Annotated in this window: 13 protein-coding genes; 2 read left to right on the top strand and 11 right to left on the bottom strand. The window is 67.2% G+C overall.

Annotated elements, in window-relative coordinates; genetic code table 11:
- Nucleotides 1-201: 201 nt before the first annotated feature.
- The 9 genes from G3N94_RS16595 to G3N94_RS16555 all read right to left on the bottom strand — a co-directional run bounded on the left by G3N94_RS16595 (nt 202) and on the right by G3N94_RS16555 (nt 6,682).
- Nucleotides 202-660, bottom strand: coding sequence for a heme-binding protein (locus tag G3N94_RS16595; RefSeq protein ID WP_205793607.1), 459 nt, complete (start codon nt 658-660; stop codon nt 202-204).
- A gap of 21 nt (nt 661-681) precedes the next feature.
- Complete coding sequence (locus G3N94_RS16590) at nt 682-1,626, bottom strand: catechol 2,3-dioxygenase (protein WP_205793606.1); 945 nt, start codon at nt 1,624-1,626, stop codon at nt 682-684.
- A 17-nt stretch (nt 1,627-1,643) separates the two neighbouring features.
- Nucleotides 1,644-2,000, bottom strand: a complete 357-nt coding sequence (locus tag G3N94_RS16585) for a 2Fe-2S iron-sulfur cluster binding domain-containing protein (protein ID WP_205793605.1) — start codon at nt 1,998-2,000, stop codon at nt 1,644-1,646.
- A gap of 1 nt (nt 2,001) precedes the next feature.
- Nucleotides 2,002-3,066, bottom strand: coding sequence for a 2Fe-2S iron-sulfur cluster binding domain-containing protein (locus tag G3N94_RS16580; RefSeq protein WP_205793604.1), 1,065 nt, complete (start codon nt 3,064-3,066; stop codon nt 2,002-2,004).
- 66 nt (nt 3,067-3,132) lie between these two features.
- Nucleotides 3,133-3,489 (bottom strand): phenol hydroxylase subunit P4, encoded by a 357-nt coding sequence (locus G3N94_RS16575; protein WP_205793603.1) that lies wholly within the window; start codon nt 3,487-3,489, stop codon nt 3,133-3,135.
- A 68-nt stretch (nt 3,490-3,557) separates the two neighbouring features.
- Nucleotides 3,558-5,108, bottom strand: a complete 1,551-nt coding sequence (locus G3N94_RS16570) for an aromatic/alkene/methane monooxygenase hydroxylase/oxygenase subunit alpha (RefSeq protein ID WP_205793602.1) — start codon at nt 5,106-5,108, stop codon at nt 3,558-3,560.
- Between the two features lie 39 nt (nt 5,109-5,147).
- The gene (locus G3N94_RS16565; protein ID WP_205793601.1) at nt 5,148-5,417 is read right to left on the bottom strand and encodes an MmoB/DmpM family protein; all 270 of its coding nucleotides are present in this window, start codon (nt 5,415-5,417) and stop codon (nt 5,148-5,150) included.
- 40 nt (nt 5,418-5,457) lie between these two features.
- Nucleotides 5,458-6,453, bottom strand: coding sequence for a phenol hydroxylase (locus G3N94_RS16560; RefSeq protein ID WP_205793600.1), 996 nt, complete (start codon nt 6,451-6,453; stop codon nt 5,458-5,460).
- A gap of 16 nt (nt 6,454-6,469) precedes the next feature.
- Nucleotides 6,470-6,682 carry a phenol hydroxylase subunit gene (locus G3N94_RS16555; protein WP_241021886.1) on the bottom strand — a complete coding sequence of 71 codons (213 nt, stop codon included), beginning with the start codon at nt 6,680-6,682 and terminating at the stop codon, nt 6,470-6,472.
- Nucleotides 6,683-6,986: 304 nt separating this feature from the next.
- On the opposite strand from G3N94_RS16555, the gene G3N94_RS16550 reads away from it, so the two are divergent.
- Both G3N94_RS16550 and G3N94_RS16545 read left to right on the top strand, forming a co-directional pair.
- A complete protein-coding gene (locus G3N94_RS16550) occupies nt 6,987-8,678 on the top strand; it encodes a sigma-54-dependent Fis family transcriptional regulator (RefSeq protein ID WP_205793598.1) in 1,692 nt (563 codons plus the stop codon).
- A gap of 1 nt (nt 8,679) precedes the next feature.
- Complete coding sequence (locus G3N94_RS16545; RefSeq protein ID WP_205793597.1) at nt 8,680-9,453, top strand: GntR family transcriptional regulator; 774 nt, start codon at nt 8,680-8,682, stop codon at nt 9,451-9,453.
- 28 nt (nt 9,454-9,481) lie between these two features.
- Here G3N94_RS16545 and G3N94_RS16540 read toward each other — a convergent pair whose 3' ends face one another.
- Both G3N94_RS16540 and G3N94_RS16535 read right to left on the bottom strand, forming a co-directional pair.
- Nucleotides 9,482-9,919 carry an Lrp/AsnC family transcriptional regulator gene (locus tag G3N94_RS16540; RefSeq protein WP_205793596.1) on the bottom strand — a complete coding sequence of 146 codons (438 nt, stop codon included), beginning with the start codon at nt 9,917-9,919 and terminating at the stop codon, nt 9,482-9,484.
- A 6-nt stretch (nt 9,920-9,925) separates the two neighbouring features.
- Nucleotides 9,926-11,095 carry an aminotransferase class I/II-fold pyridoxal phosphate-dependent enzyme gene (locus tag G3N94_RS16535; protein ID WP_205793595.1) on the bottom strand — a complete coding sequence of 390 codons (1,170 nt, stop codon included), beginning with the start codon at nt 11,093-11,095 and terminating at the stop codon, nt 9,926-9,928.
- Nucleotides 11,096-11,141: the final 46 nt, after the last annotated feature.

The raw sequence follows: 11,141 nt of genomic DNA, 5'->3' as shown, positions 1-11,141 counted from the left end.
GCTTGTCGAACCAGCGTTCGCCGGCACGGTATTCGCCGTCGATGAAGTTGCGGACGAGCCGCACGTCCGGCTGCCCGCCGGCGGGGCCGCGGGCCGCGGCACTCGTTTCTGTGTCGTACATGATGGTGTCTGCCGATTGTGGATATTCAGTGATCCGGTTCTGTCGTGAAGCGGGCGCGCGTCGTCGCAGCACCCCGTCAATCAGGGGCCCGCGAGGCCGGCAAGGCCGACGGCGGCGAGGCCCGCGCGCGCGCAGCTTTCGTCCTGCGCTTCGCTGCCGCCCGACACGCCGATCCCGCCGATCAGCCGGCCGTCGTCGACGATCGGCAAGCCGCCGCCGAACGCGACGAAGCGCGCACGCAGCACGAGCCCCTGCCGCACGGCGGCCGAGTGTTCGGCGAGCGCGTCGTGCCAGCGGCCGGTCGGCAGGCCGAAGCTCGCCGCCGTGTATGCCTTGTCGATCGCGATGTCGATCGAATGCAGCGGCGCGCCGGGCATCCGCACGAATGCGGCGAGCAGGCCGGCCGCATCGACGACCGCGACGTTGACGTGGATGCCGACGCGTTCGGCGGCCTCGGCCGCCGCCTGCGCGGCGCGCGATGCCGCGGGCCAGTCGATCACGCGCGTGTCGACGCCCGGCGTGGTTGGGTTGCAGGCCATGACGCTGCGCTCCTGTGCGTTTCAGGTGTAGACGGTCGTGAACGCTTCGTTCAGCTCGCCGGAGTGGAAGAAGATCCCGCGGCCGAGCTCGTCCTCGGTCCACGTCGTGACCGGACGATCGGGCTGCGCGAGATAGCCGAGCCCCGCGAACGTCTCGTTGCGGTTGCCGCTCGGATCGAAGAAGTAGATGGTCGTGCCGCGCGTGATCCCGTGCCGGGTGGGCGCGACGTCGATCTTCACCTTGTTCTTCGCCATCACGTCGGCCGACTTCAGCACGTCGGCCCAGTCGTCGAGGAAGAACGCGATGTGATGCAGCCCGTTGCGCGGGCCGCCGACGAACGCGATGTCGTGCGGCGTCGTGCTGCGGAACATCCACGTCGCGGCCTGGATCGTGTTGCCGGGGCCGACCATCACCTGCTCGGCCAGATGGAAGTCGAGACACGCGGCCATGAAGCGCGTGTTGTCCTCGACGCGGTTCACGCCGGTCTCGGGATTCAGCTCGCACATCAGCAGGCAATGGTCGAGCCAGTGCACGGCCGAGCCCGGGATGTCGTCGGGCCACGGATCGGGATTCAGCGAGCCGACCGCGGTGCCGACCAGCTCCTTCTGCGCGTACAGCCGCAGCTCATGCCCGCTCGGCAGCAGGAAGCGCAGCTGGCGGCCGACCGCCGGCAGCGCGCCTTCCGGCAGCATCTCGGTCGCAATGCCGTACGCGTCGATGCGCTGCTGCAGCGCGTCGAGGTCCGCGTCGTGCTCGACCTTGTACGCGGCGTGCTTGAGCCCCGCCTGGTCGGACGGGCTGAGGATCAGCGAATACTTGTCCCATTCGTCCCAGCACTTCAGGTAGACGTTGCCGGCCGCATCGCGCATCGTCTCCTGCATCCCGAGCACGCGCACGTAATGCCGCAGCGCGGCGTCCATGTCCATCACCTTCAGATTGACATGCCCAATACGCATCACACCCATGGTGAGTCTCCTCCAGATCACTTGTTGAAAACCGGCGTTGCCGGATGGGCCGCGCCGCACAGGAACGGCTTCTTCAGGCGGCCGGCCACTTCGAGTTCGACATCGCTATCCGGCGCGATGCGGCACGCGAGCGCATAGCCGTCGTCCTCCTCTTCCACGCTCACGTGCGCGCGGCTGATCGGCCCGAGCTTGCGCACCGCGCCGCGCAGCACGCGCACCTTGCAGACGCCGCAGCCGCCGTTCAGGCAGCCGACCGGTATGCCACGCCGGCCGAGCTTCGACATCCCGGCGAGCAGCGATTCGCCGGCCGCGCACGGATAACGCTCGTCGGTCTGCACGATCGTCACGGTCGCCGTCACGCGTCGCGCGTCCATCTCACACCCGCCGAAACAGCGGGCTGCGCGCCTGCTGCGCATCCGCGGCCGAGATGAACTTCTCGTGGTAGATGTCGCGCTCGAACAGGCGCCCCTGCATCAGCGCGGTGATGCACGCGTCGATCATCGCGGGCGGCCCGCACAGGTACGCCTGGTGGCCCGAGAAATCGCCGTCGAAATGCGCTTTCGCGACGTCGTGAACGAACCCTTGCGCGACGCCGTCGCCCGCCTGCGCCGCGCCGTCGGACAGCGCCGGCACGTACGTGAAGTTCGGATGGCGTTCGGCAAGCGCGCGGAATTCGTCGTGGTAATAGAGCTCGCTCGCGTTGCGCTGGCCGTAGACGAGCGTGATCGGCTCGGTGACGCCGCTGTCGAGCAGGTCGACGATCATCGAGCGCGGGCTCGACAGGCCCGAGCCGCCGGCCATGAAGATCATCGGCAGCCGGGCCGAGCGGCGCACGAAGAAGCGGCCGTACGGGCCCGACAGGCGCACGCGGTCGCCCGTCGTGAGCTGCTCGTGCAGGTAGCCGGTGCCGAGCCCGCCCGGCACCTGGCGCACGTTGAGCTCGATCTCGCCGGTGGCCGCGACGTCGTCCGGCGCGTTCGCGATCGAGAATGCGCGGCTCTGCCCGAGCCCGGGGATCTCGAGCTGCACGTACTGGCCCGCCTGGAAGCGGATCGGCTGCGACAGCTTCAGCCGGATCGCCTTGATGGTCGGCGTCAGCGTTTCGATATGCGTAACATCGGCCGCGAAATCCCTGACCGGGATGATCTCCGCGTCCGGATCCTCATCGACGTCCGCCTCGATCACGGTGTCGGCCTGCAGCGTCGCACAGCACGCGAGCGCCTTGCCCTCCTCGCGCTCGAAGTCCATCAGCGCGAACGGGTTCGCGTCGCCGACGTCGGTCTCGCCGTCGAGCACCGCGACCTTGCAGGTGCCGCACAGGCCGTGGCAGCACGCGTGCGGGATGTAGATGCCCTGGCGCAGCGCCGCGTCGAGCATCGTCTGTCCTTCCTCGACCTCGATCGTGACGCCCAGCGGCTCAATGGTAAGTTGGTGGCTCATGATGATGTGCTCGTCGTTCCGGAATGCCGGCCGCCGAAAAGCGGCCGGCGTTCGTGCAGCAGACGGTCAGAAGCTCGCGCCGCCGAGACCGTCGAGGCCCGGCGTGCGGAAACTGATCAGGTCCTTGTGCCCGAGGCCGTTGCCGGCCAGGCTCTTCGACGCATCCGGCGTCCACGGCTCGCCGGACCGGAACCACTCGACGCGGTCCCAGTCGATCTTCGCGAAGTCCGGGTGGTAGCCGTATATGGGCGGCAGCACGTCCTTCGCGAGCGCGCCGAACGGCAGGTCCGGCGGCAGCGGCAGGCAGAACGGCGCCGGAAACATCAGGTGGTCTTCCCAGCACACGTAGAGCAGCGGCGCCGGAAACTTGTCGACCGCGTCCTTCACCGGGAAGTCGTAGGGTTTGAGTGCAATGACGGCCATGGTTGTCTCCTGTCTCCTGTCTCCTGTCGACCCGCGCTTCGCGCACGGGTCCCATGCATGGTTACGTATCAGTTGCTCGTGGCCTGGCCGCGCCATGCCGCGAAGTTCCTCTGGTCTTCCGAGCCTTCGAAATCGAGGTTGTCGCGGCCCATGCCGACTTCGTAGTAGTCGAGCACCGCGGCGAGCGGATCGAAGCCTTCGGCGCCCGGGTCCGCGTCCGGCCGGAAGCAGTTGCCCTGGTAGATCTGGTGCACGGGCAGCCACGCCTGCACGTACTTCTGCGGCTCGTGATCGAAGATCTCCTTGCAGTGGTCGCTGCAGAAGTGGAACTTGTTGCCGAGATAGGTCGATTCGCGCGCGCCGATCTTCGTCGGGTTGCCGGGCTCGGTGAACAGCATCGGGATCTGGCAGGTCTGGCACAGCATCGGCAGCGTCTTCATGTAGAAGCGGTTGCCGGCCTTTGCCTGCTCTCCCCAGTGCTCGAAGCGCGGCCGGTAGTAGCGGTCGAACGAATCCGGATACTTCGCGGCCAGCCACGCCATCTCGTCCGCGGTCGGCACCCAGGTGTGGAATGCCGACGCCGCGTTGAAGCCGTAGAACGTCGACCACGCCTGGTGGCTGATGTGGTCCTTGCCCTCGCACGCGTCCTGCCAGCCCTTCGGCTCGCGGATCCCGTAGCGCGCGAGATCCCGGAACAGCGCGCCGCCGTTCTGCTCCGCGTACATCTCCCACGACTCGCGCCAGCTCATCACGCGCTTCGGCTGCATGTAGTCCATCATCATCGCGACGAGCGTCAGCAGCCGGTAGCCGCGCCAGAACCACTTGTCGATCCAGCGCTGCACGATCGGCACGTTGCCGGGGTCCTGCTCGAGCAGGAACTTGATGCACTCGATGCCGAGCGTCATGTGGCGCGACTCGTCCGACTGCGCGGAGAAGCCGAACGTGACGGTCGACATGTCGCCGTTGTACGCGGCGCCCGACATGAACGGCACGAACAGCAGGTTCGTCAGCACGTATTCGAACGAGAAGCTCACCGCGGTCAGGAACTCGAACGGCCCCGACGAGTACGCATCCTCGAAGAACGACTTCGGCACCGACAGGTACCAGACGCGATCGAACCAGTGGTTCGAGTGATGGAAGCCGTTGAAGAACTTGTTGTACGTCGACATCGCGTGCGTTTCGGTCTGGTAGTGCCGCAGCTCGTCGATCGACTGCATCTGGCACGCAACGCGCGCGCCCTCGCCGGTGAAATGCCGGCCGACATGCGCGAAGCCGCGGTGCGCGAGATATTCGAGCGGCGTCACGCCCTGGACGAACAGCTTCAGTGCGTTGATGTAGCGCGCGTCGGTCACGCCGAGGAACGCGTTGTTCTGCGTGAACGCGTCGATCACCGCGTACAGCTTCTTTTCCTTCTCGCCCTGGTATTTCCAGTACGCGTCCATCGTCAGGCGGAACGGGTCGACCCACTTGTCCCAGTCGTGGATCCTGATCCCCTCGTAGCGGTCGTACGGGAAGACCTTGTCCATCGGCTGATAGGTCGTCTCCCAGCCGAGGCCGCGCGTCATTGCCGCGTAGCGGTCCTTCAGACCGAGCTTTTTCTTGAGCGTTGGCGTGTCCATTCGTGTCTCCGGTGTTCTCGGGTGCGCGATGCGCGGCGTTCAGTGCGACCAGCTCAGCGTGAACTGGTCGTCGTCCTCGTCGAGGTGGCCCGACAGCGTGATCAGGTTCACCTGCAGCTGCTGCAGGTCGAAGCGCGCGCCAGTCAGTTCCTCGATCGTTTCACGGCGGATCGTCAGCCGGTCCGGCGCGTCGATCTTCACCATCCCGGGCGACTCGACGACCACCGCGCGCGGGTTGTCCGCGACGATCGCGTCGACGATCGGTCTGGACTCCTCATTGGCCTGGAAGGCGATGAATACGTTAGACATGCGTGTTTCCTTCGGTGAGGGAGGTTCGTCCGGTGTCAGGTCAGCGCGCGATGCCGAGCTTCGCGACGCGTGCATCGAACTGCTCGCGCACTTCATCGAGCGCCGCGCGCCCGGCGTCCTGCAGCGCGCGTTCGGCCACCGGCGCGAGCGCGTCGTTCGCCCGCCCGGACCAGTCGCGGGTCCAGCGTGCGAGCAGCGCGCGGTTGTCGTCGGATTCGGCGGCCATCGTCTTCACGACCGCGTCGATCCAGCGGCTCGATTCCGCGTGCCACTCGGGCATGAACGCGGTCAGCATCGCGACCGCGGAGCCGCCCGCGAGCGCGATCCGTTCGTCGACGAAGCGGTCATACACGAGCGGATACAGCAGGCCGTCGAGCGCGAGGTTCTGCGCGACGAACAGCTCGACCGGATCGTCGACGACAAGCGTGTCCTCGACATAGCGGCGCAGCGGCTGCCACGCGTCGTCGGCAAGCCACGCGGCCTTGGCCGTGTCGAGCACGTCGGGCTCGGCCATCGCGAGCGCCAGACGCGTCAGGTATTGCGCGACCCCGAGGTTGTCCATCGCATGGAACATCGCGGGCGCGGTGAACGCGGTGCCGTAGCCGAGCGCGCAGATCTGCGCGTTGTTCATGTTCCCGCCCCACGCGGCATGGCGCAGCGGCACCAGCACGTCGAGCGCATGCCGGGCGACGTCGTCGGGCATCAGGCCGATCATCCGGCGCGACTCGACGAACTCGAAATTCGCTTCCATCGTGTCCTGCTGGCGCGCGCGGGTGGTCGCCCACGACGCGTAGTAGAACTGGCGCGGATCCTTCAGCGCATACCAGCTCGCCATCCGGATCGCGGTGCGCGACGCGTCGAAGATCTCGTGATCGGGGTCCCAGGTCGGCCGGTAATGGAAATTCGCCTGGGGCTGCGCGCCCATCATCCCTTCCTGGTACCGGGACGCCGTCCTGTCGCCGCCGATGTGCTGCGCGACATGCGCGTAGGTGTGCCGGAGCGGCTTGATGTCGACTGTCTTCAGCTCGATGGTCACTTCTTGCTCCTCAAGGTCATGGGTTCGGTTCGTCGTCCAGCCGCGTCACGCGCTGTTCGGCGCAGAACGCATCGAAGGCGGCACGGGGCAACGTCAGCTCGACGAACAGGTCCGGCGCGCCGCCGACCGACAACTCGAATTCGACGAATCCGCGGACGTGGGTGCCGGTAACCCGGACGCACTTGCGGCCCGGGTCGAGCGGGGGGTGATCGGTTGTGATGTGATCCATGATCGGTGTCGCCTCCATGCCCGGACTTCAATGCAGCAACCGTGCCACGCCCGCGGCGTTCCGCGAAAAATCTCGATAATTCAGGGAAAGCCCTGACACAAAATTCAAATTCGCCACGCACAATACCGGTTAACCAGAATCCGGACCGCCCTCGAACGCACGCGCCAAACCCTTGATCCGACGCGCGTTTTCATCATTTGATCAAGCTGATCGAGCGGATTTGATGAAATGATGAAACCCCCGGATGCGTTCGATCCGCGGTCATATAAATTTGGAAATCACGAGAAATCTCGACGGAGGAGACATGACGCGGCCCAGCCTGCCCCCGCTACCGACGGACGCCGACCTGCGGCGGCTGATTCATTTTTCGGCCAGCGACGGCCGCATCTGGCTCGCCGGACAGCGGATGGTGCTGCTTCACGCGGGCGCGCTCGCGACGCTGCGCCAGGAGCTGATGGAAAGCGTCGGGCCCGCGCAGACGCGCCGCTTCTTCACGCGCGTCGGCTTCGCGGCCGGCGAGCGCGACGCGGCGCTCGCGCGCGAGATCCGCGCGAAGGCGTCGTTCTTCGACATGTTCCATGTCGGCCCGCAACTGCACATGCTCGAAGGCGCGGTGCAGGTCACGCCGCTGCGCTTCGACGCCGATCCGGCGACCGGCGCGTTCTACTGCGAATACCGCTGGGAGCACTCGTGGGAGGCCGACGTGCACCGGCGCACGTTCGGCCCGCAGCCGGAACCCGTGTGCTGGATGCTGATCGGCTATGCGACCGGCTACACGAGCGCGTTCATGGGCCGCACCGTGCTGTTCAAGGAAACGACCTGCGTCGGCATGAACGATGCGCATTGCACGATCGTCGGCAAGCCGGCCGACGAATGGCCGGACGCGGAGGAAATCTCGTCGTGGTTCAAGGCCGACTCGCTGATCAACACGATCCGCGACCTGCAGACCGAAGTCGAATCGCTGCGCCTCGAGATCGCGCCGGACGCGGACCGCACGCAGCTCGTCGGCCGCTCCGACGCGTTCACGGCCGCCTATTCGCTGCTGGAGATGGCCGCGCCGACCAAGGTCGCCGTGCTGCTGACCGGCGAAACGGGCGTCGGCAAGGAGCGCTTCGCCCGCGCGCTGCACAACCTGAGCCCGCGCGCCGCGAAGCCGTTCGTCGCGATCAACTGCGCGGCGATTCCACACGCGCTGATCGAATCCGAGCTGTTCGGCGCGGAGAAAGGCGCATATTCGGGTTCGCAGGCCGCGCGTGCGGGACGTTTCGAGCGCGCGGACGGCGGCACGCTGTTTCTCGACGAGATCGGCGAGCTGCCGCTCGACGTGCAGGCGAAGCTGCTGCGCGTGCTGCAGGAAGGCGAAGTCGAGCGGCTCGGCGCGACCGGGAGCCGCAAGGTCGACGTGCGCGTCGTCGCCGCGACCAACCGCGATCTCGAACAGGCCGTGCGCGACGGCAGCTTTCGCGCCGATCTCTATTACCGGATCAACGTGTATCCGGTGCTGATCCCGCCGCTGCGCGAGCGGCAGGACGACATCGCGCTGCTCGCGGACACGATGCTCGAACGCTTCGCGTCGCTGCACGGCAAGCCGGTGCCGACGCTGACCGACTATGCGTACGACGCGCTGCGCGGCTATCGCTGGCCCGGCAACGTGCGCGAGCTCGAAAACCTGATCGAACGCGCGGTGATCCTCGCGCGGCCGAACCGCGCGGTCGACGCGAAGGACCTGTTTCCCGGCCTCGGCCTGCCCGGCGGCGCGACCGTCGATCGCGCCGGGCAGATCCGCGCGGCATCGGCGATGCAGATCGACTGCCGTTCGATCCTCGATCAGTTGCAAGGCTGCGGCGGCGGCCTCGACGGGCTCGAACGCGCGCTGCTGCAGGAGGCGGTCGACCGCTCGAACGGCAACCTGTCGGCCGCCGCACGGCTGCTCGGCCTGACGCGCGCGCAGCTCAGCTACCGCCTCACCCGCAAACAGGACCAGGAGGACGCGTGACATGAACACCATCCTGCCCGCCCCGCCGGGCGATATGAAGTCGAACGACATGCAGCCGGACGACACGCTGCCCCCATCCGCCGATACGCCTGCCGACGACACGGCCGAACCGCACGCGCGCACGCTCGGCGAGCATGCGTACCACCAGCTGCGGCAGCACATCATCGAAGGGCACTACCCGCCGGGCGCGAAACTGCGCGTCGAGCACCTGAAGGATGTGTACGGCGTCGGCGCGGGCACGCTGCGCGAGGCGCTCACGCGGCTCGTCAGCGATGCGCTGGTCGTCGCCGAAGGCCAGCGCGGCTTCCGCGTCACGCCGATGTCGGTTGCCGACCTCGAAGCGATCACGCGGCTGCGGCTGCATATCGAAGTCGACGCGCTGCGCGAATCGGTGCGTCACGGTGATGCCGCGTGGGAACAGCGCGTGCGGCAGAGCTTCGAGATGCTGTCCGCGTGGGAGCAGCCGGTGTCGATCGAGCACCGCGCCGCATGGGAGGCGTGCAATCGCCGGTTCCACGAGGCGCTGATTTCGGCGGCCGCGTCGCCGTGGACCTATCTGGTGCTGCGCATGCTGTCGCAGCAGAGCGAGCGCTACCGGCGCGTGTGCATCGGCCTCGGCGATTCGAAGCGCGACGTGCACGCGGAACACACATGCATCTTCGAAGCGGCGATGCGCCGCGCCGATGCGCGCGCGGCGCTCGCGCTCGAGGATCACATCAGCGCGACGCTCGCGGTGGTGCGGAGTGCGCCGCCGGGGACGTTGCCGTTTGCGTGACGTGGAAGGCGAGCGCCGTGACCCGCGCTCACCGCTTGTGAATCACCGAATCGAGCACGAAGCTGGTCGTCATGTTCTGCACGCCGTCCATCGCACTGATGGTTGCCCAGATCTCGCTGACGCGCTCGTGCGATGCGGCCTCGATCTGCACGAGCAGGTCGACCTCGCCGCTCAGCACCGCGCAGTCGCGCACCTCGGCGATCCGCTCGAGCGCCGCGAGCACGTCCGCGCCGCGCATCCGGTCCTTGCGGTAGACAAGCATCACCGCGCGCACGGGCACGGTATCGTCAGGTAGCGCGAGCCGCACCGTGTAGCCGGCAATGATCTTCAGCGCTTCGAGCCGGTCGATCCGGTGGCGGACCGCCTGCCGCGACAGGCCGATCCGGTCTGCCAGCACCGCGAGCGGGATTCGCGCATCGGCGCACAGCGCGTCGATGATTTTCTTGTCGAGGCCGTCGACCTTCATCGCGCGTCAGATCCGCTCGAGCGCCTGCGCGATATCCGCCTTCAGGTCGTCGACGTGCTCGATGCCGACCGAATAGCGGATGAAATTGAGCGGGATATCCGCCGCGCGCATTTGCTCCGCGGACATCGTGCCGGCCCACATCGACGCGGTATGGATCGCGAGCGAATCGACGCCGCCGAGGTTGCCCGCATTCAGCGGTACGCACAGCGCCTCGACGAAGCGCTGCGCGTCGTCGTAGCCGCCGCGCACACCGAACGCAACCACGCCGCCGAAGCCGCGCATCTGCCGGCACGCGAGCGCATGCTGCGGATGGCTGCGCAGGCCCGGATAGAACACGCGTTCGATCTTCGGGTGCGCTTCGAGGAATTCGGCGAGCGCAAGCGCGTTCGCATTGATCCGCTCGACGCGCAGCGGCAGCGTGCGCAGCCCGCGCAGCAGCAGCCACGCATCCATCGGCGACAGCACCGAGCCAAGCGTGATGTGCGTGTGCCAGATCTGCTCGGCGAGCGCGCGGCTCGTGCAGATCACGCCACCCGTGAGGTCGTGATGGCCGCCGAGGTACTTGGTCGCACTGTGCACGACGATGTCGACACCGAGCCGGTGCGGCTGCTGGTTGACCGGCGATGCGAACGTGTTGTCCGCGAGCGTCAGGATGCCGCGCGAGCGCGCGATCTCGGCGACGGCCGCGATGTCGGTCACGAGCAGCAGCGGATTCACCGGCGACTCGAGCACGATCAGCCGCGTATTCGGACGGATCGCGCGGCCGAACGCGGCCGCGTCGGTCTGGTCGACGAACGTCACGTCCACGCCGAACTTGCGCAACATGTCGTCAAGCATCTTCGTCGTGCTCATGTAATGGCGCGTCTGGCCGATCACGTGATCGCCGGCCTTCACGACGCTGAGGATCGCGGTCGCGATCGCGCCCATCCCGGAGGCCGTGACGAGCGCCGTCTGAGTGCCTTCGAGCTCGGCCATCAGCGCCTTCACGCGCTCGTGAACCGGATTGCCGTAGCGCGTGTAGTTGCGCGGATGCTGCGGCACGCTCGACATCTCCGCGAATTCCTCGCTGCCGGCGGCCTTGAACACGGCCGAATAGTGGATCGCGGGTGCGACCGTCTTCTCGTCGGTCACGTCGCGGTCGGCGGCGAGCGCCAGCGTTTCAAGCTTGTATCCCATGTCGTCCTCGGATCGTTCGATGTGTCGGGTCCATGTGTCTGGTCCA

The sequence above is a fragment of the Burkholderia sp. Ac-20353 genome (assembly GCF_017104785.1).
GTDB lineage: Bacteria > Pseudomonadota > Gammaproteobacteria > Burkholderiales > Burkholderiaceae > Burkholderia.
This window is presented reverse-complemented; position numbering and strand designations above follow the sequence as displayed.

Coding starts and splice junctions, on each gene's coding strand:
- G3N94_RS16595 (WP_205793607.1), bottom strand. CDS start 660: ATGGCCTGCAACCCAACCACGCCGGGCGTCGACACGCGCGTGATCGAC.
- G3N94_RS16590 (WP_205793606.1), bottom strand. CDS start 1,626: ATGGGTGTGATGCGTATTGGGCATGTCAATCTGAAGGTGATGGACATG.
- G3N94_RS16585 (WP_205793605.1), bottom strand. CDS start 2,000: ATGGACGCGCGACGCGTGACGGCGACCGTGACGATCGTGCAGACCGAC.
- G3N94_RS16580 (WP_205793604.1), bottom strand. CDS start 3,066: ATGAGCCACCAACTTACCATTGAGCCGCTGGGCGTCACGATCGAGGTC.
- G3N94_RS16575 (WP_205793603.1), bottom strand. CDS start 3,489: ATGGCCGTCATTGCACTCAAACCCTACGACTTCCCGGTGAAGGACGCG.
- G3N94_RS16570 (WP_205793602.1), bottom strand. CDS start 5,108: ATGGACACGCCAACGCTCAAGAAAAAGCTCGGTCTGAAGGACCGCTAC.
- G3N94_RS16565 (WP_205793601.1), bottom strand. CDS start 5,417: ATGTCTAACGTATTCATCGCCTTCCAGGCCAATGAGGAGTCCAGACCG.
- G3N94_RS16555 (WP_241021886.1), bottom strand. CDS start 6,682: ATGGATCACATCACAACCGATCACCCCCCGCTCGACCCGGGCCGCAAG.
- G3N94_RS16550 (WP_205793598.1), top strand. CDS start 6,987: ATGACGCGGCCCAGCCTGCCCCCGCTACCGACGGACGCCGACCTGCGG.
- G3N94_RS16545 (WP_205793597.1), top strand. CDS start 8,680: ATGAACACCATCCTGCCCGCCCCGCCGGGCGATATGAAGTCGAACGAC.
- G3N94_RS16540 (WP_205793596.1), bottom strand. CDS start 9,919: ATGAAGGTCGACGGCCTCGACAAGAAAATCATCGACGCGCTGTGCGCC.
- G3N94_RS16535 (WP_205793595.1), bottom strand. CDS start 11,095: ATGGGATACAAGCTTGAAACGCTGGCGCTCGCCGCCGACCGCGACGTG.